Raw genomic sequence first — 23974 nt, forward strand, 5'->3', positions numbered from 1 at the left:
TCACGGCTCCGTCAGGTCGCGGAACCGCGTATGGGGGGCCGCCGGAGCGGCGGCAGGAACGGCAGGTGCGCGGTGACCGGATCGCCCGGGGCCGCGTGGGCCGCGCCGAGCGCGAGCAGGCACCCTGCCGTTCCGGTGCCCAGGTCCATCGACAGGCGCATCATCTGGTGGCCGGGGAAGGCCAGTTGGCCCTGGTAGTCCATCGAGAACCAGCCGAGCCCGTCGATCTGTTCGGCCAGCCGCTCGCGGGTGGCGCCGGGGGTGTCCGTGCGCGCCAGGTGCAGGATCATCCCGGCGCGGCCCTGGAAGAGACCGGGCTGGACGTAGAAGCGGCTGGTGGCGGCGGTCAGCACCCCGGCCCGCGCCCGCTCGAACTCGCCCTCGGTGTCGGCGCCTTGGGCGAGGTAGTCGTCCAGGACCATCCCGATGCCGGCGCTTCCCTCACCGAGGTAGGGCAGGGTCCGCCAGCCCTCGTCGACCTCCAGTGAGCCGCTCGGATGCGTCAGGCAGCACTCCAGATCCCTGCGCAACGCCACCTCGGCCGCCCTCAACAGCAGCGGTTCACCGGTGCGTTCGTACTGCCGCAGCAGGAAGAGCGCGGACCCGGTCCACCCCCGCAGCAGCCCGGCCCGGCGCCGCTTGGGGGTGTCCGCGAGGGGCTGCGCGAGTCGTCGTACGAGAATGTCGGCGGCCTCGGCGGCACGTTCCCGCAGCTCCGACTCGCCTGTGGTGCGGGCCAGTTCAGCGAGAACCAGCCCGAGACCGGCGAGGCCGCCGTGCAGGTCGGAGGAGAGGTTCTGCCAGCGTTCCGCGAGGACGCGCTCGACCAGGTCGAGGGCGCGCTGCCGGTGGCCGAGCCGGTCCAGGACGTGGGCGATGCCCGCGAGACCGTCGTAGAGCCCGAGCGGTGTGCCCGTCGGCGGCGGCGCGGTGCGGGCCAGCAGCCAGCGCTCGCCCTCCTCGTACCGCTGCGCGCCGACCGCGTCCAGCGCGTACAGCACCCCGGCCGCGCCGTGCGCGAGCCCGAGGCCGCCGCCGTCGTTGAACTGCGTGATGTCACCGGGGAAGAGCCGGTCCTCGCGTTCCGGAGTGGCCGAGGCGAGGAGCGCCTTCACCATGGAGTCACGGCTGTAGGGCCAGTCGCCGGGCTCGACGAAGGACGGGGCTGCGTTCAGGACCGTACGCTCGCCACCGGTGTCCGTGGCGGTGTCCCGGGTGATCTCCGCGACCGCCTCGTCGAGGAACTCCTTCGGCACGTCCGGGAACTGACGCAGGATCACCTCGGCCAGATGGGCTGCCTTGCCCCGGTCGACCACGAACAGCGTGGTCACCGGCAGGAACAGGGCGAGCCTGAGACAGGCCAGGGCGTAGCGGTCGACGTCGATGCCCTTGCGGTCCGGCGGGGCGAAGAAGCCGGGGTGGGCGACCACCTGGCGGCCGTTCTCCTCGACCGGCGCCGCCGCCTCGAAGTCGAGCAGGGAGACCGACTCCTCGTCGGGGCCGACCATGATGTTGAAGACATGCAGGTCGTTGAAGACGATCCCGCGCGCGTGCACCGCCTCCACGGCCCGTTCCACCGCCCCGTGGATCCGCACCGCCCACGCCGTGTAGTCGGCCACGGCCCCCGGATCGGGGTCCGGGGTGAGCAGCGGATGCCGCTCGGCGAAGAACGAGTTCAGCGGGCGCCCCTCCAGGAAGTCCATGACGAGGAAGCGGTGGTCACCGAGCGTGAACCAGTCCCGCACCTCGGGCACCACACCGGTCCCCGCGACCTGCTCCAGGGCGGCCTTCTCGCGCTTCAGCCGGGCGATCGCGTCCGCGCCGTCGGCCGCCAGGCCCGCGTGCGGCCGGCCCTCCTTGAGGACGACTTTGCGCCCGTCGCGGGTGTCGGTGCCCGTGTAGACCCCGCCGCCGTTGGAGAAGTGCAGCGCCTTCTCGATCCGGTACGGCAGCTCGCCGACCGTCGTGGTGTTCCGCGCCTCCAGGTGCGGCTCCAGGAAGGCGGGCAGTGTCACCCACTCGGGCACCTGGAAGGACGGCGCCCGGCGGTCCGGCACCAGCTTGCCCTCGCCGTCCCGTACCGCCGGCACCAGCGAGCCCCGGTCGTCGACGACGAAGGTGCGTGCGAACGCGCCGTAGCGGACGTAGAGGGGGCCCTCGTGCCAGCGCAGATCGGTGAGGATGTACGGCCCGTCGAAGCCCTCAAGCAGCTCGCCCAGCTCCCGCAGTACGTCGTGCAGCTGCTTCTCGTCGGCCGGGTAGACGGTGACGAACTTGCCGCTGGTGTCGCGGGCCGCGTACTTGGTGTTGCGCAGGTGCAGCAGATGCGGGCCCGGCACGAACTTGAACGAGATGCGCCGGGGCACGCAGTAGTCCCAGACGATCGCGGCGATCCGGTCCGCGTTCGCCCGGGTGGCCGAGGCGTGGATCTTCCAGCCCTGGGACGGGCCCGGCACCGGCTTCCCGTCCGGACCGAGCGGCGTGAGCGTCAGCCAGTCACCGATGCGTGCCGCGTCCCAGCCGTCCGGCACCGCACGGCGCGCCGTCTCGTAGACGGGCGCCTCGCCGGCCGAGATCCGGTCGGGCGTCTCGTAGAAGTGTCTGTCGGCGAGCGCGTACACCTCGTAGCGCTTGTCCATGCGTCCCCTTCCGTGGCCCGGCACCGAGCCTTCCAGCGGGGCGATGGCCACGGACAGTCACGGCTGTCACGAGATCACCGTGCGGAACGCATGCGTCAAGAAGTGTTCGAAAGGTTTCGAGCGCGTCTGACGGCAGAGACTCCACGGAACGCTCACAGGGGCTGCGCACCTGCCGTATAAGCGCTGTAATGGCGAAGTGGTGAGTGAGGGCGCTACGGGACGCAGAACGCGAGCGTTGCGTGCCGAAAATGCCCTGACATCGGTCACGGACGGTCCCGGATCGCCCGAAAGGCTGCGCCGTGTCCTCGAACAGGCGCTCGTCTTCGCCGGGGCCTCCCTCGCCGCTGTGTACACACCCGGCGAGGACGAGGACCTGCTGGGCCTCGTCGAGTCGGCCGGCGTCCCCCGAACGGTCTACGGACTGCACGACAGCTATCCGAGCTCGGGTGACTCCCCGCCCGCCGACGCGCACCGCTCGGGCCGGCCGCTCTTCCTCGGCCCTGAGGAGGCCGCCGCCTGCTCGGAGCCCCGCAGGGCGGGCCGGCGGGACTTCCACCTGGCCGTCCTGCCCGCGCACGGCGACGACGGCCGAGCCTGTCTCGTCGCCGTCAGCGAGGACCCGCACGGTTTCGACGACGAGGACCGCAAGTGCCTCGAACTGATCGCCGACGCGATCGTCTGCCCCGCCCCCGTGGTCGCCATGGACGGCACGGAACTGCGCTCCGACGCCTTCAGCCTCGCCATGGACACCGGCCGCATCGAGGTCGGCGACGGGATCCTGGAGCTGTTCGGCATGAGCCGGGCCGCCTTCGACGGCAAGGTCGAGACCCTGCTCGGCCTGACCGTCCCCGAGGACCTGCCCTCGCTGATGTCGCTGTTCGAGGCCGGTCACATGTCCATCGGCGACCGTGAGCTGGAGTTCCGCATCCTCCAGCACTCGGGGCCACCCAAGTGGCTCAGGCTGCGCGGCCGCATGCTCCCCGGCGGCGAGGACAGTCCCTCCCAGCTCGTGGGCACCGTCGCCGACGCGTCCACCCTGCGCTCCGACGTCACCGACGTGGCCCGCGTGCAGCGCCTGGCCGCCGCCCTGGCCATGGCCGGCACCGTCCGCGACGTCAGCCAGGCCGTCGTCTCCGCCCTGCGCGCCCCGCTCAGGGCCGACCGGATCGCCCTCGCCGAGCTGGAGAACGACCGGCTCGTCGTCACCGTCCTCGACCCACCCGAACCGGAGTCCTGGCCCGAGCTGTGGCGCCTGGAGTGGCGCAGCGAGTGGCCCGAGGCGCCGGTGCGGGCCATGCCCACCCTGGCCACCGCCCTGCGTGACGGCCGCGCCCAGATCTGGCCCGCCGGCACCGTCCTCGAACCCGCCCTCGCCGACGTCGGCCCCGGCGGCCTCGCGGTCCTTCCGCTGCCCGCCGCGGGCCGCATGGCCGGCGCCTGCCTCATCGGCTGGGACGCCCCGCACCACTTCGGCCCCGACGAACGCGCCCTGCTCACCGCCTCCGCGGGCCTCGCCGGACAGGCCCTGATGCGCGCCCACGCCCTGGACGCCGAGCACGAACTCGTCGGCATGCTCCAGCGCCAGCTGCTGCCCCGTCGCCTGCCCAAACTGCCCGGCGCGATCGCCGTCGCCCGCTATCTGCCCAGCACCGCGGGGCTGGAGCTCGGCGGCGACTGGTACGACGTGATCCCGCTGCTCGACAACCACGTCGCCCTGGTCATCGGCGACGTCCAGGGCCACAGCGCCGCCGCCGCGACCCTCATGGGCCAGATGCGCACCGCCCTGCGCGCCTACGCCGTCGAGGGGCACTCCCCGGACGTGGTCGTCGCCCGCGCCAACCGTCTCCTGATGGACCTGGAGACCGACCTCTTCGTCACCTGCGTCTATGTGGACCTCGACCTTGAGGAGGGCACCGCCTGGTGCGTGCGCGCCGGACATCTGCCGCCGGTGCTGCGCCACCCCGACGGCGCCACGGAGATCGCCGAGGCGGACGGCGGCCCCCCGCTCGGCGTGGTGGCCCAGGCCGACTTCCCGATGACCCCGCTCCGGCTGCGGCCCGGCACCCTGGTCGCCCTCACCACCGACGGCCTGGTCGAGTCCACCGAGGCCGACATCGACGAGGGCATGGACCGCCTCGCCCACGGGCTGGCCGTCGCCGACCCCGAACACCTCGGCCTCGTCGCCGACGCCCTGCTCGGAGGCGCCCGCCGCAGCGACGACGTCGCCCTGCTCCTGCTGCGCTACGACGGCATGGCCAGTCATCCGCTCCGGGAGAGCTGGACCGTCTGGCGGGTTCCCGAGGCCGCCCGGCACGCCCGCCGCTTCACCCGGCGCACGCTGCGCGTCTGGGGCGTCCCCGAGGACGCGATGGACACCGCTCTGCTCGTCGTCTCCGAGCTCGTCACCAACGCCCTCGTGCACACCGGCGGCCAGGTCCGCCTCGCCCTCACCCTCGTCGGCCGCCGGTTGCGCGTCTCCGTCGCCGACGCCTCGCCCCGCACCCCCGTCAAGCCCACCAACATCGGCTGGGAGGCCACCGGGGGCCGCGGCATCCTCCTCGTGGAGGCCGTGTCGGCGGCCTGGGGGAGTGTCCCCGTCAGCGGCGGCAAACAGGTGTGGAGCGAAATCGCACTGGACTCGTGAGGACGGGTACCCGGAGCGCACCATCCCCGCAGCAGAGAGGTACGTCATGACTCAGCACGTCAGCGACATCATGACCAGCGCCCCGGTCACCGTGGAACCGCAGACCTCCGTGACGGCCGTCGCCAGGATCATGCGCGACCAGGACCTCGGCGCCGTCCTGGTCACCGACGGCGACGAACTGCGCGGCCTGGTCACCGACCGTGACCTCGTGGTGCGCTCCCTCGCTGAGGGCGGCGATCCGGAGCAGACCACCGTGGTCGGCGCGTGCAGCGACGATCTGGTGACCGTCACGCCCGAGGACGACCTGGACCACGCCATCGAGCTCATGCGCGAACACGCCGTGCGCCGGATCCCGGTCGTCGACCACGGCCACCCCGTCGGCATCGTCGCCCTCGGCGACGCGGCCATGGAACGCGATCCGGGATCGGCCCTGGGCGACATCAGCGTCGCCCGGCCCAACACCTGAGCCGGGCAAGCCGATTCGGCCCCGCCGTCAAGTCCCGGTGCGCCCGGTCCCCGGCGAATGTGTGTACGGCGACGAGGGGCTGACGGGTCTCCCGGCCCGTTTGTCCCTCGTCTGCGGGGGGACCCGGGAGGGCAGCATGGAAGGACGGTGAACCGCCGTGACCTCGCAGACCGTTGAGAAACCCGTCGCACGCCGGCCCGAGACGGGCTGGTCCAGGACCCGCCGCCTGCAGGGCAAGGGAGACCTCCGGACCTGCCTGCCCGCGATCGAGGACCGGACCGCGACCACGACGGCAAGCACCGGGGAGGGCAACATCTTCCGCGGCGAGGACTGAGCGTCCACGCCGCGTAACACTCCAAGTCACCCCCAGGCCTTGGCCGGTTCCTCCGGATCCGGGCTAAGGTGACGCAGATGAAGGCTCTCGTGCTGTCCGGCGGGGCCGGTACCCGGTCGCGGCCGATCACGCACGCCTCGGCCGAACAGCTGGTGCCCGTCGCCGACAAGGCCGTCCCGTCCCACGGCCTCGAATGCCTCGCCGACGCGAGGATCACCCAGGCCGGGATGACCGTCGGCGACACCGCCGCGCGGGACCGGCTCGGCGCCGACGGCCTCGTGACGCGTCTCGGCGACGACTTGGACGTCGGTGGTGTCACCGACGTCGTCGACGAGTTCCGCGGCAGCCGCCCCGACGCCCGGATCCCGCTCACCCAGGTGCCAGGCCCGCGCGCCTTCGGCGTTGCCGAATTCGGCCCGGACGGCCAGGCGGTCGGTCTGGAGGAGAAACCGGCCCCCCACGCCTCCTTCCAGCACGTCGTCCTGGAGGAGGGCGCTCGGCTCACCGACTCACGCATCGTCGGTCCGGCCGTCATCGGCTCCGGAACCGACGTGCGCGGAGACCGCGGCAAGGTGCGGGTCCGCTCATGAGCCTTCTCGCCGCCGACGACGCGCGCTCCGGCGACCCGAGCCCCGCGTTCCTCGCCCGGAGGGCCCCCTTCCGTCTTCCCGCGCTTTGCAAGCCCTTTCCCTCAGGATCATGTTCCTGGGCGCGAAGTCCTGTCATGGGGAGCTCACAGCAGGTATGTTCCACGGAACCGGTTCTGGCCAGGGGAGCCGGTACGGACGGGTGCGGGGAGCGTTCCGGCACCTTGGACGACCCCTACCGGGTCGGCCCCACCAGCAGCGCGGCCCTCGACGGGCCCGCACCACGCCCCGCCATCGGTGCCCTCGGGTACGGCCGGTGGGCGGGGGCCGCGCCGGCCTAGCGCCGGGACCGGCGGTCCGCCCTGCACGAAGCACTGCCACACATCCGCAAGGAGATTTCCCAGTGAAACGTCACGAGTTCCTGCGGGGGCTCCACAAAGCCAGCGCGAACCGCAACTACCTGGAGATCGGCGTCAACGACGGCCGCAGCCTGACGTTCTCCCGGGTACCGAGCATCGCGATCGACCCGGCGTTCAAGGTGGTCTCGGAGATCCGCTGCGACGTCCACCTGGCGAAGGCCACCAGCGACGACTTCTTCGCGCGCGAGAACCCGCTGCAGCACCTCAAGGGCGGCCGTCACCCGCTGCGCAACATCGTCCGCAACCGCAGCCCCTTCGGCTACTGGCAGGACGTCACGCTCGACCTGTCGTTCATCGACGGCATGCACCTGTTCGAGTACGCGCTCCGCGACTTCATCAACGTCGAGAAGTACTCGGACTGGGCCAGCGTGATCGTCTTCGACGACATGCTGCCGCGCAACGTGGACGAGGCGGCCCGGGACCGGCACACCAACGCCTGGACCGGTGACGTCTACAAGGTGATCGAGGTCCTGAACCGCTACCGGCCCGACCTGGTGACGGTCCTGGTCGACACCGAGCCCACCGGCCAGCTCGTGGTCTTCGGCGCGGACCCGAACAGCACGGTGCTCAAGGACAAGTACGACGAGATCATCGCGGAGTACGTGGTCCCCGACCCGCAGAAGGTGCCGGAGACGGTCCTGGAGCGGACGGTGGCGATCAAGCCGGAGACGCTGATCGAGGGGGCCTTCTGGAAGCCCCTGGTGAACGCCCGCAACCGCGGCAGCAAGCGTGAGCGCAGCTGGGAACACCTGCGCGCCAGCCTGAAGCAGCTCAGCGACGCCGGCTGAGCGACTGGCGGTGAACCGGGGAGGACGCGTCGGCGTCCTCCCCGGATCTGTTGCTACCTGCCGTGTGCCCGCAGCCGGGCGACCAGCCTCCCGGCCAGCCGCCGCGCCCTGCTGACCAGGCGCTTTCCGCCGGCGGGCCGGGGCGGGCGCACGGCCACGACCTCGACCGTGCCCGCCTTCGCCCGCAGCGCGAACGGCAGCGGATGGAAGCGGGGCTCCGGCGCGTCGGGCGCCGGGCTCAGCTCGACCCGCCAGGGCGCTCCGGTCAGGTCTGCGACCGGCAGCTCCGCCTCCAGGAGGGCCGCGGAGCCCTGGGGACGCAGGATGCCGGGCACCTTCGCCGACGCGCCACCGGAGCCACGGGTGAGCCTCAACAGCACCGGTGTGTCACCGGGCACGTGGAACGGCACCGGCACCTCGACGCGGTCGCCGGAGACCGTGACCTCCCCGGGAGTGACCCGCCCGAGCTCCAGACGCTCGCCCGCCGTGTCGACGTCCAGGGCGAGCGTGCCCTGCTTCGCCGTCCAGTACGGCAGCACGACCCGGCCGCCCGCCACACCGGCGTCCGCGGCCGTACGCCCCTTGAGGGAGACCGGGCCCAGCCGGGACTGCTTGGTCCAGCCGCCGAGCTTGACGCGGACGAACACGTCCCACAGCCCGGCACCGAGCGGGCCGCCGTCGGCCGCGGTGGCCGGATCCACGGCCACGGTGCCCCGCAGCACCAGCCGCACCCTGCCGTCCTCGGCGGGGACCCTCTCCCGGGTGAACTCCACCGGCTGGAAGTACTGGGCGGAGCTGGCGCGTTCGCGCAGCAGCAGATCGACCGTGGCGCGCTTGAAGCCGGCCACGCTGTGGGCGCCGACCCAGTCCACGGCTTCCTCGACGGAGGCCGGCGGCTCGGTGAGCGGGGCGGCGCTGCCCTCGGAGGGGAATGTCATCGGCGTAGCGCGGGACGCGAGCTCGGCGGACAGGCCGACCCGCAGCACACCCTTGTCCCACTCGACGCCGTCCGGCTCGACCTTGGACGCGACGGAGGCCTCCCACTCGGCGAACTTCACCAGGTCGTCGAGCCGGCCGTCGGCGATCAGGGCGGCGACGACCTGCTGGGTGGGCTGGAGGCCGGCCGCGACACCGGGGCCGAAGCGCTCGACGACCACCCCGCGGATCTCGGTGAAGAGCTGCTCGCGGTAGTCCTCGGGCGCGGCGAGCAGCCGCTTTCCGCGCATCCGCTCGACCATCTCGTTGCGCAGCCAGCGACGGAACAACCGGTCGCGGGTCGGTCCCGGCTCCGTGTACTTCTCGACGACGTCGAGCGCCTCACGCAGGTTCCGGAAGTAGCCCACCGGGTCGAAGCGCTGGAAGCCCGCGTTGGAGGCGTCGTCGCGCTTGAGGTGGTAGTAGCAGACGTAGTCGGAGAGCACGGAGACGTTGTCCGCGCGCAGATACGCCTCCGTGACGAAGACGTGGTCCTCCAGTCGCCGCCTGCCCTCGGGGAAGCGCAGGCCGATCCGGTCGAGGAAGGCCCGCCGGAACATCTTGTGCGGTGTCAGGCTGTCGATCAGGGGGGCGTTGTCGACCGTGGCACGGGGGTGGTTGCGGCGGAACAGCTCCACCGGCACGCCCCGCCCCTTGCCGGCCATCTTGCCCACGACCACGTCGGCGCCGTTGGCGACCGCGTAGTCGTACATGCGCTCCAGGGCCTCGTCGCCGAGGTAGTCGTCGTTGTCGACGAACATGACGAACTCGCCCTGGGAGGCGGCGATCCCGACGTTGCGCGGCTTGCCCGACCAGCCCGAGGCCTCCTGGTGGATGACCTTGACGTTCTCGACCTCGGCGGCCAACTCGTCCAGCCGGGCGGGCGTGTCGTCGGTCGAACCGTCGTCCACGAAGATCGCTTCGTACTCGTCGGGGGGCAGTGACTGCCTGAGCAGCGAGGCGATGCAGTCCTCGATGTAGTTCCCCGGGTTGTAGACGGGGATGACGACGCTGACCTTGACCGGCATCGGTGTCCGGACTCCTTGGGTGGCTTGTGGCTTGCGTCACGGATCGACGCTTTGTGCGCCGATGTTAACGCCGACGGGTAAGTCCCGTGTCAGCAGGCCGTCTTGGCGAGTTCACCCAGGGGCGGGATCGCGGGGGCATGGCGTGGGCTTCGGCGGATGGACGGCGGTGAGGGGAGCGGTTGTCGATGCACGAGCACCCGAGGGGCGCGATGGCGGCGGTCAACTCCTCGGTGGCCCACCCCGCTCGCGTCCACAGCGCCTGGCTGGGCGGCCGTGACAACTACCTCGCCGACCAGGAGGCCGCGGCCAACGCTCGGATCGTCCCCGCAGTTCGCGCCAACCGGGCCTTCCTGGGGCGGGCCGTGCGCGAACTGGCCGGGAAGGCGGGTATCCGCCAGTTCCTCGACGTCGGCACCGGCATCCCGACCGCCGACAACACCCACGAGGTCGCTCAGCGGGTGGATCCGGGTGTCCGGGTCGTCTACGTCGACAACGACCCGATCGTCCTCGCCCACGCCCGCGCGCTGCTGATCAGTACCCCCGAGTCAGTACCCCCGAGGGCGCCACCGACTGTCTCCAGGCGGACCTGCGCGAGGTCGACCGCATCCTCACGGCGGCCCAGGAGACCCTCGATCTGTCGCAGCCCGTCGGCCTCATGCTGGTCGCGGTCCTCCAGTACGTCCCGGAAGCCGACGACCCCCACGGCATCACCCGGTGCCTCCTCGACGCCCTCGCCCGCGGCTGTCATCTCGTGCTCTCCCACCCGGCCGCCGACATCGGGGCCGAGGCGGTTGCCGCGTCCACGGGCGTCTCCAACGAGCGCGCCGCCGAGCACGCGGGTGCCACACCCCGCAGCCACGCCGACGTCACCCGCTTCTTCGACGGCACCGAACTCCTCGACCCCGGCGTCGTCCAGTTGCCCGAGTGGCGTCCCGACGCCGAATCCGGGCCCGGCGCGCTGCCCATGTGGTGCGGGGTGGGCCGCAAGCCCCTCTAGGGTGATCCCGTGCGCCTGCTGCTGATGTCCGACACCCACCTGCCCAAGCGCGCCAAGCAGCTCCCGGCCCCGCTGCTCGCCGAGCTCCCGCGCGCCGACGTCGTCTTCCACGCCGGTGACTGGGTGGACACCGCCACCCTCGACCTGCTGGAGAGCCGCAGCGCACGGCTCGTCGCGGTCCACGGCAACAACGACGGCCCCGACCTGCGCGCCCGGCTGCCCGAGGTGGCGTACGCCGAACTCGGCGGCCTGCGCTTCGCCGTCGTCCACGAGACCGGCGCCGCCCAGGGCCGCGAGGCGCGCTGTGCCGCCCGCTACCCCGACGCCGACGTCCTGGTCTTCGGCCACAGCCACATCCCCTGGGACACCACCGCCCCCGGCGGACTGCGGCTGCTCAACCCCGGCTCGCCGACCGACCGCCGCAGCCAGCCCCACTGCACCTACATGACGGCGACCGTGGCCGACGGCCGCCTCACGGACGTAACCCTGCACCGGCTGCCGCCGCGGATCGTTTCGCCCTAGGGATCACGGGCACCCGGGACTGTCAGTGCCGCCTGATACGACGGAAACATGGCCGCTACACCGGTAACGCTGCTCAGACGCGCGGTGCGTCCCGGGAACTCCGGGTCGCCGCGCACCGTCCTTGTCGTGATGTGCGCCGGATACTTCCTGGTGCTGCTCGACGTCACCGTCGTCAACGTCGCCCTGCCGGCCATCGGCTCGGGCCTCGGCACCGACGTCGGGGGGCTGCAGTGGGTCGTCGACGGATACGCGCTGGCGCTCGCCTCCCTCATGCTGACCAGCGGCGCGGCCGGGGACCGGTACGGCCACAAGCGGGTCGTGCTGACCGGCCTCGGCGTCTTCGGCGCCGGTTCCCTGGCCTGCGGTCTCGCCCAGAGCGTCGGGGTGCTCGTGGCCGCCCGGGTGGTCCAGGGCGTGGGCGCCGCCCTGCTGCTGCCGGGCACGCTCGCCATCATCGGCCGGGCCTTCCCCGACGACGCGGCCCGGGCCAGGGCGATCGGCGTGTGGGCGGGCATCGGGAGTCTCGCCCTGCCCGCCGGACCCCTCGTGGGCGGTGCCCTCGTCGACGGCCTCGGCTGGAGGGCCGTCTTCCTGATCAACGTGCCGGTCGTGGCGCTCGCCCTGCTGTGGTCCACGGCGGTCGTCCGCGAGAGCAGGGAGGACCGGGCCAGGCCCCTCGACCTGCCCGGGATGCTGTCCGGCGGGGTGCTGCTGCTCGCCACGACCTACGCCTTCATCGAGGGCGGACGCTCCGGCGCCGGCTCACCGGAGGTACTCAGGGCGGCCGCCGTGGGCGTGGCGGCCCTGGCGGTACTGGCCACGGCGGAACTGCGGCGCGGCGACGACGCGATGCTGCCGCCCGCGCTGCTGCGGCGTCCTGCCTTCGCCGTGGCCAACACGACCGCGGGGATCATGAACCTGTGCACCCTCGGCACGCTGTTCGTGCTGATGCTGTTCCTCCAGTCGGTGCAGCACCGCTCGGCCCTGCTCGCCGGCCTGACCGTCCTCCCCTTGTTCGCCCCGCTCGCGGTCATGGCGCCCGTCGGCGGGCGGGTCACCAGCCGGTTCGGTCCGCGGCTGCCCGCGGCGGCAGGGCTGCTGGTCGCCGCGTCCGGGCTCGCGCTGCTGGCCCGCTCCGGGGCCCACCCGGGGTACGCCGATCTGCTGCCGGCGTTCCTGCTGTGGGGGATCGGCTGCGGGCTGCTGACCCCCGCGGTCGTCGCGGCGGCCATCGCCACGGTCCCCGCCGAGCGCTCGGGCCTCGCCTCCGCGGTCAACAACACCGCACGGCAGACGGGCGGCGCGATCGGCATCGCGGTGGCGGGCGCCGTCGCGGGACAGCCCGGCGACCAGGCGCGTTTCCTGCGGGGTTTCCATGCCGTCGCGCTCGGCTCGGCCGGCCTCTACACGGCCGCCGCGGCGCTGGCGCTGACTCTGCTGCCGGGAGCGCTGACGCCGACACACCGGCACTCATGACGGTCCGGGCCGCTCCGAATGCAGGGGAACGGCCCGGACGCTGCGAGTGTGCGTTCTCACGGACCTCCTTCCCGATCGGAGGTGGGGCGAGGGTTTCGGACGCCCTCTCCCGCTGCCCGCCGCCTACCCCTCTGAGTGCGGCTCACACCCGTCGAGTCCACATTCGCCGTATCCGGGTGGTCGCGACCACCCGACGGCGACCGCCACCAGTGCCGGGCGCGGCCCGCTTGGCCACCGGTACGCCGATCGTGCGCAGCAGATCGAGCGCCTCGTCGTCGGGCTCCTGGGCGGGTCGGAACGGCTCCGCAGCAGTCCTCAGCAGTCTCCTGCTCGTCCGTCCGCCCCGGCCTTGTCTCCGCCTCGCCCAGCCGATCCGCCAGGCACCGGGCGAACCGGCCGATCAGCCAGTCGCCGACCTCCGCCGGCACACCCGGTCCGACCTCCGCCGGCACACCCCGTCCGAACTGCGCCGGCCGCCCGGTCACCGCCGGATCCGTCCGCACCGACACAGCCGTAGCGCCGTCCTGCCCGGTGAGCGTGCCGGTCACAGCGGCCCGTGCGGGACCCCTGGCCGCGGGTCTCCCGGCCGCTCGCGATCAGCACCATGCGGTGCGCGGACTTGTCCTGCTCCTCGAAGACGGCGGTCCCCGGTACGCCACCGTGATCGGTCCGGCCTCGACCTTCACGGAGCCGGTCACGGTCTTGCCGTCGTAGTTCTCGACACTCGCCCCGGGCACACAGGGCGCGACCCGCTCGATGTCGAGGAGCGCCCGCCAGGCCTCGTCGACCGGGACCGGCACGGTGAACTCGTAGTGCAGTGCCATGGCTTCCTCCGTGCAGGCTTCACGAAGACGGATGGATCGCCCCCGCCGTCGCCGTCAGCGGGGCACCGCTGCCGCCCCAGCGCAGCGCGACGATCTCGGCGGCCACGGACACGGCGACCTCCTCCGGTGTACGGGCACCGAGGTCGAGGCCGACCGGCGAACGCAGCCGCGCCAACTCGGCCCCGGTCAGCCCCGATTCGGTCAGCCGCTTCATCCGGTCGTCGTGAGTGCGCCGGCTGCCCATCGCCCCGATGTACGCCGCGGGCAGGCGCAGCGCCTCCTCCAGCAGCGGCACGTCGAACTTCGGGTCGTGGGTCAGGACGCAGATCACGGTGCGTTCGTCGGTGTCGGTGCCGCCGAGGTAGCGGTGCGGCCAGTCCACGACGACCTCCACGCCCTCAGGGAAGCGCTTCGGCGTGGCGAAGACCGGGCGGGCGTCGCAGACCGTGACCCGGTAGCCGAGGAAGGCGCCGATCCGGGCGACCGCGGCCGCGTAGTCGATCGCGCCGAAGACCAGCATGCGAGGTGGCGGGGCGAAGGAGTGCAGGAAGACGGTGACCGCGTCCTCGCGCCGCTCGCCGTGCGGGCCGTAGTGCCTCAATCCCGTTGCTCCCAGGGCGAGTTCGCCGCGCGCGTCGGCGGTGACCGCCACGTCAAGGCCGGTACTGCCGAGGGCCCCCGCGACCCGGTCCGGCCACACGGCAAGCGTGGCACCGCGCGGTGCGGGGCCGTCGGTCACCGTCGCCACGGTCACCGGGCGGGCCGCCGCGACCGACTCCGCGATCTCACCGAACGCGGGATCGTGGGCGGCCGTCACGGGACGTACGAGAAGCGTGATCTCCCCGCCGCAGGTGAGCCCCACCGCGAACGCGTCCTCATCGCTGTACCCGAAGGTCTCCAGACGGGCCTCGCCGCTCGCCACGACCTCCTGGGCCAGCTCGAACACGGCCCCCTCGACACAGCCGCCGGACACACTGCCGACGACCTCGTCGTCCGGACCCACGGCCATGGCCGCGCCCGGATCGCGCGGCGCGCTGCGGCTCGTCGAGACCACCGTCGCCAGTCCGAACGGCACCCCTGCCGTGTACCAGCCGTTCAGCACCGGGAGGATGTCACGCATCGTCGGCTCCTTTCACCACCGCCGCCAGACGCTCCGGCGCGGCCAGGGCGCGTAACCGGGGCGCCCCTGGCGCCGATTGGCCCAGATCACCCGGTGCGCCAGCCGGTGCAAGCGTCGCATCCGCGCCGCGAGCAGCTCCGGATCGCCACGCTCCCAGCCGCCCGACAGCACCACCACGACCGCCCCACCGAGCCGGGTACCCACCGCGCCAGGGCGGCCATCGCCAGACCGGGATCCGGGCCTGGGCCGGTCCCGCGTCCTGGTCGGCGAACCTGCCTCATGCAGAAAGTCACTGGCTTCCCGTTCCCCCATGCGGTGAGATTTCCGACGTGACGCTTCACGAGGATGAGATTCCGGTCGACGAGACGCTGGTACGGTCACTACTGAAGGCACAGCGCCCGGAGTGGGCCGACCTGCCACTGTCGCCAGCGGGCGCGGGCACGGACAACACGATGTATCGGCTGGGCGATGACCTGCTCGTGCGACTTCCACGAACCGCCGACAACGGACAGTCCGTGCGAAAGGAGCAGGAATGGCTTCCTCGCCTGGCGCCCTTCCTTGCGTGTCCCATTCCCGAGCCCGTCCACGCCGGGACGCCCACCCACGACTTCCCGCTGGTCTGGTCGGTCCACCGATGGATCGACGGTGAGGAAGCCGGCCCCGCCACCGTCCAGGACTGGGCCGCCTTCGGAGCCGACCTGGCGGCGGTCGTGAGGGAACTCCACGGCATCGACCTGATGGGTGCGACTCGCGCAGATGGCCTCAGCTGGTACCGCGGAGGCAGCTTGGGGCCGTGCGACCGGTGGGTCGCCAGGTGTCTCGACGATTGCCGAACGACTGTGGGTTCTGAGATCGACGTGGACTCCCTGGAACAGTTGTGGCGAGCCGCGCTCACACTGCCCGAGCCCTCCGGCCCTCACGTATGGCTCCACGGCGACCTCAAACCGACCAACCTCTTGGTCCGGGAAGGCAAGCTCCACGCAGTCATCGACTTCGGAGGACTCTCTGTCGGCTTTCCCGACGCCGAGCACGCCACTCTCTGGGACCTGCCGCCACAAGCACGACAGGCCTACTGGGACACCCTGAACCTCGACGATGTGACCTGGACCCGCGCCCGCGCCTGGGCCATCGCGGTGGGCGTCAGCGGCATCTCCTACTACTGGCGCACCTTCCCCGCCTTCGTCGCCGAGTGCCGAGCACGACTGCGGGCAATCCTCACTGACGCCGCTGGCTGACCCCGCTGGTCCTCGTCGAGGCGCTGCGCCGGGCGGGCACCCAGGTGTACGGACCGACGCACCGGCTCCGCGTCGAGGCCCCGGCCGGCACCCTCGGGGCCCTGCTGCCGGTGCCGGCCGCGCTGCGGGCCGTACCGCACACCACCGAGACGCGCGGCGACCGCTGCGTCCTGGAGGGTGTGGTGCCGGCCGCCCGGGTGCACGCACTGGAGCAGCGGCTGCCCGGACTCGCCCGTGGCGAGGGGGAGTTGGAGAGCGGCTCCGCCCACTACGCGCCGGTCTCCCACGGAACCGTTCCGCGGCGCCCACGCAGTGATCACAATCCCCTCAACCGGAAGGAGTATCTGTTGAACGTGACGCGTCGGGGCGACGGATGAGGCGTCAGATGCGACGAAAGTGAAACTTACTCATCAGTCAGATGGTGTTGACGTTGTACCGAAATGGTCGGACTGTAATGGACATGCCGAATAAACGCGCACGTCTGCTCGTTGTTCTGGTTGTCCTCTGCGGATTCCTGACGTTCGCGGGCGCCCGACCCGCCCCCGCCGACGCCCTCACCGACTCCCTCTCCTTCGACGACACCCCCCTGACCGTCCAGAACGGACGGTTCGTCGACGGCAACGGCCGCGAGGTCGTGCTGCGTGGCTACAACGTCTCCGGCGAGACCAAGCTCGCCGAGAACAAGGGCCTGCCCTTCGCATCGGTCGCCGACGCCAGGAAGTCGGCGACCGCGCTGAGAGCCCTCGGCGGCGGCAACTCCGTGCGCTTCCTGCTGTCCTGGGCCTACGCGGAACCGGTGAAGGGCCAGGTCGACACCACGTATCTGGCGAACGCCACCGCACAGATGCGCGCGTTCCTCGACGCGGGAATCCGGGTCTACCCCGACTTCCACCAGGACCTGTACTCCCGCTGGCTGTTCAACTCGGGCAGTTGGTACACCGGCGACGGCGCCCCCGCGTGGGCCGTGGCGCTCGGCAACTACCCCGCCGAGTCCTGCGGCATCTGCCTGCTGTGGGGCCAGAACATCACCCAGAACGGCGCGGTCAAGGCCGCCCAGTACGACTTCTGGCACAACAAGTACGGCCTCCAGGACTCCTTCCTGGCCACCGCCCAGAAGACCATGGCGTACCTCAAGGCGAACCTCGAAACCGAGGAGTTCGCCGGCGTGGTCGGCTTCGACCCCTACAACGAGCCCTACGCGGGTACGTACGACTCCGGCCAGAACAGCCGCACCTGGGAACGTGACCTGCTCTGGCCCTTCTACGTGAAGTTCCGGGCCCGGATGGACGCGGCGGGCTGGACGGACAAGCCCGCCATGGTCGAGCCGAACCTGTTCTGGAACGGCAACGTGAGCAAGGAGGAGGGCGGCCTTCTCGACGCGGGCACGCTCGGCTCCCGGTATGTCTTCAACACCCACTTCTACGACCAGAAGGCCATCTCCGGCATCCTGATGTGGGGCAACGCCTCCGACGGCCAGTACGTCACCGACTTCGGCACGGTACGCGACCGTGCGGCGGCCGCCGGGACGACGGCCGTGGTCAGCGAGTTCGGGCACCCGCTGAACGGCTCGACCGCGGGCAAGGCGCCGACCGTCCTCAAGGCCATGTACCAGGCCCTGGACTCCCGGGTGAAGGGCGCCAACTGGTGGTCCGCGCCCACCGGTTCGGGGCCGGTCCTCTCCGGCACCCAATGGCAGTGGGACATCTACAACGGCCGCCACCACGAGTTGATGAACGACAACCCCGACAAGGTCCTCACCTCGGGCGACGCCTGGAACGACGAGGACCTGTCGGCCGTGAAACTCGACGACTCGGGCACGGCGGTGCTCCGCCAGGACGCCCGGCTCCTCGACCGGATCTACCCGAGTGCCACCGCGGGGACGACCCTCGCCTTCACCTACGAGGACCGCTCACGCGACGGCTCCACGACCCTGACGTGGAACCCGGTGCCGAGCAGCCTGCCGAACGTCTCGTCGCTGGTCGGCTCCGGCCAGTACTCGGTGCTGGTGTGGCGCTCGGGAAGCGGCTCCGCCCCCACCGAACTCCACCTGCCCGCGTCCTTCCCGAACCCGGTGACCACGGTGGTCTCCGACCTGGGCACGGTCCACGGCCCTCCGGCGTACAGCTCGTCGACCCCGGTCGGGGCGGCCCCCGAGCCGGGCGGCACGGGGAGCCGACGGCTGCTGCTCACCGACTCGGACTCCGGTGTCCTGCACTACGCGCTGGTGACGAACGGGACGACCGCGCCCTCCGCGTCGCTGCTGAGCGCGGCCAAGTCGGAGCTCTCGGCCTGGGTGGCGCAGAAGTTCTGACCCCACGCAGCCGGCCCGGCCTCCAGGTGGAGGCCGGGCCGGCTGCATCATCCGTCAGGACCGCGCGGGTCGCGTTCCGGCTAGGAGGCGGGACTCGTCCAGTCGGCGGCCACATGCCCGAGGCGCACTCGCTGCGGATGGTCGCCCACCGGCACCGACACCGTCTTCTGCCCGGTCGCGAAGTCGATCGCGGTGACCTGGTCGGCACCGCTCTCCGAGACGACACAGCTCTTGCCGTCGCCGCTGACGGTGGCCCAGTAGGGCTTCGAGGCGGGGACGAGCGGGCCCTCCTGGAGGGTGGTGCGGTTCACGACGGTCGCGTAGTCGTCCATCGTGCCCGCCACGCACAGCTTGCTGCCGTCCGGGCTCATCGAGATCCCGTGGTGGCGCGAGTCGTTGACCATGGTGGTGCGGTCGTCGCTGGTCGCGGGGTTCTTCGGCAGGGTCTTCGTACGGGTGATCTTGTCGGTGGCGACGTCGTACTCGAAGAAGCCGTTGAAGAACGACACCTGGAAGTACAGCTTGGACTCGTCCGGCGAGAACACGGCGGGCCGGACGGCGTCGGAGTAGTCCGTGAGGCCGATCGCGTTCAGCTTGTCCCGCATGTCGATCGTCTTGACCTGCTTGTAGGTGGTCGCGTCCACCACCGTGATGTGCCGGTCGCCCTTCGTCCAGTCCAGCCAGGGCGCGTCGGAGTCGGTGTTCACGTCACCGATCGCCATGTTCCAGATGTACTTGCCGTCCTTGGTGAAGATGTTCTCGTGCGGCTTGTCACCGGTGGCGAAGGAACCGAGTTGCTTGCCCGTATTGATGTTCAGCACGTGCACGGTGTTCGCGGTGGAGGCCGACACCGCGACCCGGGTGCCGTCGGGGGAGACCGCCATGTGGTCCGCGCGGTAACCCGACACCGGGAAGCGCCAGTTGACGTTCCCGGTGGCCACGTCGATCGACACGACGTCCGCGAAGCTCGGCCGCGAGACGACCACCGACTTGCCGTCCGGCGTGGAGTACATGTCGTCGGCGAACTGGTCGTGGCCTTCGCCGACGCTGTTGCGGATCGCCATGAAGTAGATCCACTTGATCGGATCGGCGTTGATCGCCGCCATCCGGGCGTCCTTGTCGGGGATGACGTTGATCCGGCCGATCTTCGCCAGGTCGCCGGAGGACTTGATGACGTCGGCCGTGCCGTCCCAGTTGTTGGCCACGAACAGCACCTCGCGCAGGGCGGCGGTGTCCGCGGCGGAGGCGGTGGTCGCGGGGGCGGTGACGGTCAGGACGACGGCGGCGGCCATGGCCCACAGGTGTCTGGTTCTCGGAACAGGCATGACGGGTCTCCCTCGGGCGGCTCGTGACGGGGGCATGCCAAGGTGGCAAAACTGAAGATGCGTGCTTTCAGATTTAACTTACTGCAAAGTAAGGAAGGGGGGCCCTTCTCCACAAGACTGCGTACACGACAAAATTGGCGCTCATACGGAAGGCCGGACGCTCCGGCCCGAGTGGGAGGTGCGGTGACGGGCAGGCTCAAGGCCCCGACCGGTCGCTACGGCGGCAAGACAGCCGAGGAGCGGCAGGCCGAGCGGCGCCGCCGCTTCCTGGACGCGGCACTCCAGCTCTTCGGGGACACCCCCGGCTACCGCGCCACGACCGTCGCGGCCCTCAGCGAGGCCGCGGGCCTTTCCACCCGCCAGTTCTACGAGGAGTTCCGCACCCTCGAGGACGTCCTGGCCGAGCTGCACCTCGAGGTCAACGACTGGGCGACGGCCGCCGTGCTGACCGCGGTGGCCGACGCGGACCGGCTGCCGCTCGCGGAGCGCGCGGCAGCGATCTTCCGCGCCTACGCGGCGAACGTCACCTCGGATCCGAGGCGCGTGCGGATCACGTTCGTGGAGATCATCGGCGTCAGCGCCCGGTTGGAGGAGCAGCGGCTGGCCCGTCGGGCGCTCTGGGTCGATCTGGTGTGCGCCGAGGCGAACCGGGCCGTGGTCAGGGGGGAGGCGGCGCTGCGGGACTACCGGCTCGCGGCGACCGGGTTCATCGGCAGTGTGAACGGGCTGCTGCACGACTGGAGTGCGGGGTGGGTCGACGCGACCCTGGACGAGGTCGTGGAGGAGCTGGTGCGGCAGCTGCTGGGGATTCTGCAGCCGCCCGGGTGGGAGCCCGCTCAAGGGTGAGAGCGGAGCCGCGACGCGCCTCCGCAGGCGCGCGGTCGTCAGCCTCCCAGCCGGTTCACCGCCTCCACCACGGGGGCAGTGCCGTCCTCCGCACGGATGTGCGCGCCCAGCGTCCGTGCCGTCTCCCGACATCCGGTGTCCCGCGTCGCCCGGACGAGTGCCGCCCCCAGCGCGTCGGCGGTCAGACGCCGCAACGGCAGGGCGCACGGGGCCACGCCCAGCGCGACCAGCCTTGCCGCCCAGAAGCTCTCGTCGAACTGGATCGGTACCGGTACCGCCGGAACCCCGGCGCGCAGGCCGGCCGCCGTCGTGCCCGCACCCGCGTGGTGGACCACGGCCGCCATCCGCGGGAAGAGCGCGGAGTGCGGCACCTCGTCGATGGTCATCATGTCGTCGCCGGTCGCCGTCAGGCCCGCCCAGCCGCGCTGGATCACACCGCGCAGTCCGGCCCGGCGCAGGGCGCGCACGATCTCGGTGCTGACCCGGACGGGGTCGGGCACGGTCGCGCTGCCCAGGCCCACGAAGGCCGGGGGCGGGCCGGCCTCGATGAAGTCCCGTAGATCGTCGGGGAGCGGCGCGTCGCCGTCGTACGGCCACCAGTAGCCCGCCACGTCGAGCCCGGACCGCCAGTCGCGAGGCCGGCCGACCACGCGCGGGCTGAATCCGTGCAGCACCGGCCAGCCCTGCCGTTCACGGGCGCGGAGTGCCGCGGCCGTGCCCATGGGAGGCAGGCCCAGCCGGGCCCGGACCGGTGGGAGGGCCGCGGCGAAGACCTGTTCCACCGCAAGGTTCAGGCCCACTCCGGCCATCCGGTTGGCGAGGGCGCCCCAGGAGCCGACGCCCAGCATGGGTGGTGCGAACTCCCGGGTGGCCGCGAGGGGTTGGAGGTTGAGACCCAGGCTGGGCAGTCTCAGGCCCGCGGCGATGGCGTGGCCCAGCGGGGCCACCGATCCGGAGAGCAGGAGCGCGTCACTCACCCGGGCTGCGGCCACCAGGTCGTCGGCCATCTCCACCGCCAGCGCCCGCGCCATCGCGACCACGCGCGCCAGCTTGCCCGCACCGGTCGTACTGCGGTGCAGCGCCCGTCCGCGCGAGGACTCCAGCTCCGCCCGAGGATCGACCGGCAGGGCGTGGAAGCCGATCCCGGCCCGCGCCGCCAGCGGTTCGAAGCGGCCGTGGGTCACCAGGGTGACCTCGTGTCCGGCCCGCGCCAGGCCGTGCCCCAGGCCGGTGAACGGGGCCACATCGCCCCGGGAGCCCGCTGTCATGATCGCTACCCGCACGACGGACAGTATGGCGCCGGGGGCTGCCGTCCCGCGCGAACGACCCGTGCACACCGGCCAGTTCACTCCTGTCACAGCCGTTGACTTCACCCTCGGGGGACTCTAGCTTCGGCGCGCATGGTGTTCGAATAGCCGATCCTTGTTCGATATCTCGACCAGCTCGGTGCCCCCGCCAGAAGGAGCCGCATGTACCCCCCGCCGCGAAAGACCCCCAGAGGTCTCGCAGGACGTTGCAGAGCCGCCGCCGTCCGCGCTCTCGTCCTCGCCCTCACCGCCACCGCCGCGCTGCTCTTCGCCCAGCCGGCCCCCGCACAGGCCGCGACCACCCGGCAGACAGCGGTCCCTGCGGCGCCGATGGGCTGGGCCTCCTGGAACAGCTTCGCCGCGAAGATCGACTACTCCGTGATCAAGGCGCAGGTCGACGCGTTCGTCGCGTCCGGTCTTCCGGCGGCGGGATACAAGTACGTCAACATCGACGAGGGCTGGTGGCAGGGCACTCGCGACAGCGGCGGGAACATCACCGTCGACGAGTCCGAGTGGCCCGGCGGCATGAAGGCCATCGCCGACTACATCCACGGCAAGGGCCTCAAGGCGGGCATCTACACCGACGCGGGCAAGGACGGCTGCGGCTACTACTACCCGACGGGCCGCCCCGCCGCCCCCGGCTCCGGCAGCGAGGGCCACTACGACCAGGACATGCTCCAGTTCTCCCAGTGGGGCTTCGACTTCGTGAAGGTCGACTGGTGCGGTGGTGACGCGGAGGGACTCGACGCGAAGACGACGTACCAGTCGATCAGCGACGCGATCACCCGGGCCACCGCCACCACGGGCCGTCCGATGACCCTCTCGCTGTGCAACTGGGGCAGGCAGAACCCGTGGAACTGGGCCCCGGGACAGGGCGCGATGTGGCGGACCAACGACGACATCATCCTCTACGGCAACAAGCCGTCGATGACGAACCTGCTGACCAACTTCGACCGGAACCTGCACCCCACCGCCCAGCACACCGGCTACTACAACGACCCAGACATGCTGATGGTCGGCATGGACGGCTTCAGCGCCGCACAGAACCGCACCCACATGAACCTGTGGGCCGTCTCCGGAGCCCCGCTCCTGGCCGGCAACAACCTGGCCACCATGACCACCGAGACCGCGAACATCCTCAAGAACCCCGAGGTCATCGGCGTCGACCAGGACCCACGTGGCCTCCAGGGCGTCAAGGTCGCCGAGGACACCACAGGGCTTCAGGTCTACGGCAAGGTCCTGGCCGGCACCGGAAACCGTGCCGTCGTCCTCCTCAACCGCACCTCCTCCGCCCAGAACATCACCGTCCGCTGGTCCGACCTCGGTCTGACCAACGCCAACGCGACCGTTCGTGACCTGTGGGCGCGCTCCGACGTCGGCTCGTACGGCACGGGTTACACCACGAGTGTCCCGGCGGGCGGTTCGGTGATGCTCACGGTCACCGGCGGCACCGAGGCGGCGAGCAGCACGTACACAGGCGCCTCGAGCTTCACCGGCGTGGTCGCCGGAAACACCGGGATCAAGACCGTCGACGTCGCCTACACCAACAACACCTCGGCGGCCCGCACCGCGACCCTCAAGGTCAACGGCCAGGGCGCGACCACGGTCTCCTTCCCGCCCACCGGCTCCTCCCAGGGCAGTGTCTCGGTCCAGGTCGGCCTGTCCAAGGGCTCCTCGAACACGCTGACCTTCACCGGCGCACCCACCCTGGCCGACATCACGGTCCGCCCGCTGCCCGGCACGAACAGCACCCTCGCCGTCGGCACCCAGTCCGGCCGCTGCCTGGACATCTACGACAACACGATCACCAACGGCACCCAGGCCGAGCTGTGGGACTGCAACGGCGGCCAGAACCAGCAGTGGACGTACACCTCGCGCAAGGAACTCGTGGTGTACGGCAACAAGTGTCTGGACGCCTACAACCTCGGCACGACCAACGGCACCAAGGTCGTGATCTGGGACTGCAACGGCCAGAACAACCAGAAGTGGAACGTGAACAGCGACGGCACGATCACCAACGTCAACGCCGGTCTCTGCCTGGACGCCTACGGTGCGGGCACGGCCAACGGCACCCAGACGGTCCTGTGGTCGTGCGGCGGCCAGGCCAACCAGAAGTGGACGCTGAACTGAT

Annotated in this window: 17 protein-coding genes and 3 pseudogenes; 13 read left to right on the forward strand and 7 right to left on the reverse strand. The window is 71.4% G+C overall.

Translation table 11 applies throughout. The features are described from left to right. Positions 1–11: 11 nt before the first annotated feature. Positions 12–2639 carry a class III lanthionine synthetase LanKC gene (gene lanKC, locus BFN33_RS10680; RefSeq protein WP_069759717.1) on the reverse strand — a complete coding sequence of 876 codons (2628 nt, stop codon included), beginning with the start codon at positions 2637–2639 and terminating at the stop codon, positions 12–14. 196 nt (positions 2640–2835) lie between these two features. Between lanKC and BFN33_RS10685 the strand changes: the two genes are divergently transcribed. The 5 genes and pseudogenes from BFN33_RS10685 (at position 2836) to BFN33_RS10700 (ending at position 7877) form a co-directional block, all read left to right on the forward strand. Next, positions 2836–5283: a SpoIIE family protein phosphatase gene (locus tag BFN33_RS10685; protein WP_176742357.1), complete on the forward strand. Its 2448-nt coding sequence runs from the start codon at positions 2836–2838 to the stop codon at positions 5281–5283. A 46-nt stretch (positions 5284–5329) separates the two neighbouring features. Beyond that, positions 5330–5749, forward strand: a complete 420-nt coding sequence (locus BFN33_RS10690; RefSeq protein ID WP_069759719.1) for a CBS domain-containing protein — start codon at positions 5330–5332, stop codon at positions 5747–5749. A 157-nt stretch (positions 5750–5906) separates the two neighbouring features. Continuing rightward, positions 5907–6083, forward strand: a complete 177-nt coding sequence (locus BFN33_RS53110) for a hypothetical protein (RefSeq protein ID WP_088245303.1) — start codon at positions 5907–5909, stop codon at positions 6081–6083. A gap of 77 nt (positions 6084–6160) precedes the next feature. Next, positions 6161–6535 (forward strand): annotated as a pseudogene (locus BFN33_RS10695) (sugar phosphate nucleotidyltransferase); the annotation flags it as partial. A 538-nt stretch (positions 6536–7073) separates the two neighbouring features. Next, positions 7074–7877, forward strand: coding sequence for a methyltransferase type 11 (locus BFN33_RS10700; protein WP_069759721.1), 804 nt, complete (start codon positions 7074–7076; stop codon positions 7875–7877). Between the two features lie 53 nt (positions 7878–7930). Here the strand turns inward: BFN33_RS10700 and BFN33_RS10705 are convergent, their stop codons facing one another. Beyond that, positions 7931–9880, reverse strand: coding sequence for a glycosyltransferase family 2 protein (locus BFN33_RS10705; RefSeq protein WP_069759722.1), 1950 nt, complete (start codon positions 9878–9880; stop codon positions 7931–7933). Positions 9881–10065: 185 nt separating this feature from the next. On the opposite strand from BFN33_RS10705, the pseudogene BFN33_RS10710 reads away from it, so the two are divergent. The 3 genes and pseudogenes from BFN33_RS10710 to BFN33_RS10720 all read left to right on the forward strand — a co-directional run bounded on the left by BFN33_RS10710 (position 10066) and on the right by BFN33_RS10720 (position 12875). Then, positions 10066–10877: pseudogene (locus BFN33_RS10710) on the forward strand (SAM-dependent methyltransferase). 9 nt (positions 10878–10886) lie between these two features. Next, positions 10887–11399, forward strand: coding sequence for a metallophosphoesterase (locus tag BFN33_RS10715; RefSeq protein ID WP_069759723.1), 513 nt, complete (start codon positions 10887–10889; stop codon positions 11397–11399). A 48-nt stretch (positions 11400–11447) separates the two neighbouring features. Beyond that, positions 11448–12875: an MFS transporter gene (locus tag BFN33_RS10720; protein ID WP_256122714.1), complete on the forward strand. Its 1428-nt coding sequence runs from the start codon at positions 11448–11450 to the stop codon at positions 12873–12875. Between the two features lie 596 nt (positions 12876–13471). Here the strand turns inward: BFN33_RS10720 and BFN33_RS54230 are convergent. The 3 genes from BFN33_RS54230 to BFN33_RS55460 are packed head-to-tail and all read right to left on the reverse strand — an operon-like array spanning position 13472 to position 15131. Then, on the reverse strand, positions 13472–13699 hold the full coding sequence (locus BFN33_RS54230) for an SRPBCC domain-containing protein (RefSeq protein WP_069759725.1): 228 nt from the start codon (positions 13697–13699) through the stop codon (positions 13472–13474). A gap of 19 nt (positions 13700–13718) precedes the next feature. Further along, positions 13719–14819: an XdhC/CoxI family protein gene (locus BFN33_RS10730; RefSeq protein WP_069759726.1), complete on the reverse strand. Its 1101-nt coding sequence runs from the start codon at positions 14817–14819 to the stop codon at positions 13719–13721. Positions 14820–14831: 12 nt separating this feature from the next. After that, positions 14832–15131: a VWA domain-containing protein gene (locus BFN33_RS55460; RefSeq protein WP_370743273.1), complete on the reverse strand. Its 300-nt coding sequence runs from the start codon at positions 15129–15131 to the stop codon at positions 14832–14834. 17 nt (positions 15132–15148) lie between these two features. Here BFN33_RS55460 and BFN33_RS10735 point away from each other — a divergent pair, with 17 nt between their 5' ends. The 3 genes and pseudogenes from BFN33_RS10735 (at position 15149) to BFN33_RS10745 (ending at position 18365) form a co-directional block, all read left to right on the forward strand. Continuing rightward, positions 15149–16054: an aminoglycoside phosphotransferase family protein gene (locus tag BFN33_RS10735; RefSeq protein WP_069759727.1), complete on the forward strand. Its 906-nt coding sequence runs from the start codon at positions 15149–15151 to the stop codon at positions 16052–16054. Continuing rightward, positions 16045–16431, forward strand: a pseudogene (locus tag BFN33_RS10740) (GTP-binding protein); the annotation flags it as partial. The gene BFN33_RS10735 and the pseudogene BFN33_RS10740, both read left to right, overlap by 10 nt. A 77-nt stretch (positions 16432–16508) precedes the next feature. Further along, a complete protein-coding gene (locus BFN33_RS10745) occupies positions 16509–18365 on the forward strand; it encodes a cellulase family glycosylhydrolase (protein WP_069759729.1) in 1857 nt (618 codons plus the stop codon). Between the two features lie 80 nt (positions 18366–18445). Here the strand turns inward: BFN33_RS10745 and BFN33_RS10750 are convergent, their stop codons facing one another. After that, entirely contained in the window at positions 18446–19690 is a 1245-nt protein-coding gene (locus tag BFN33_RS10750; protein ID WP_069759730.1) for a YncE family protein, read from the reverse strand. Positions 19691–19873: 183 nt separating this feature from the next. Between BFN33_RS10750 and BFN33_RS10755 the strand changes: the two genes are divergently transcribed. Next, entirely contained in the window at positions 19874–20536 is a 663-nt protein-coding gene (locus BFN33_RS10755) for a TetR/AcrR family transcriptional regulator (protein WP_069759731.1), read from the forward strand. A gap of 38 nt (positions 20537–20574) precedes the next feature. Here BFN33_RS10755 and BFN33_RS10760 read toward each other — a convergent pair whose 3' ends face one another. Further along, positions 20575–21804, reverse strand: a complete 1230-nt coding sequence (locus BFN33_RS10760; protein WP_069760214.1) for a glycosyltransferase — start codon at positions 21802–21804, stop codon at positions 20575–20577. Positions 21805–22005: 201 nt separating this feature from the next. Here BFN33_RS10760 and BFN33_RS10765 point away from each other — a divergent pair, with 201 nt between their 5' ends. Beyond that, positions 22006–23973, forward strand: coding sequence for a ricin-type beta-trefoil lectin domain protein (locus tag BFN33_RS10765; RefSeq protein WP_088245304.1), 1968 nt, complete (start codon positions 22006–22008; stop codon positions 23971–23973). Position 23974: the final 1 nt, after the last annotated feature.

This window comes from Streptomyces sp. LUP47B (genome assembly GCF_001746295.1).
Classification (GTDB): Bacteria; Actinomycetota; Actinomycetes; order Streptomycetales; family Streptomycetaceae; genus Streptomyces.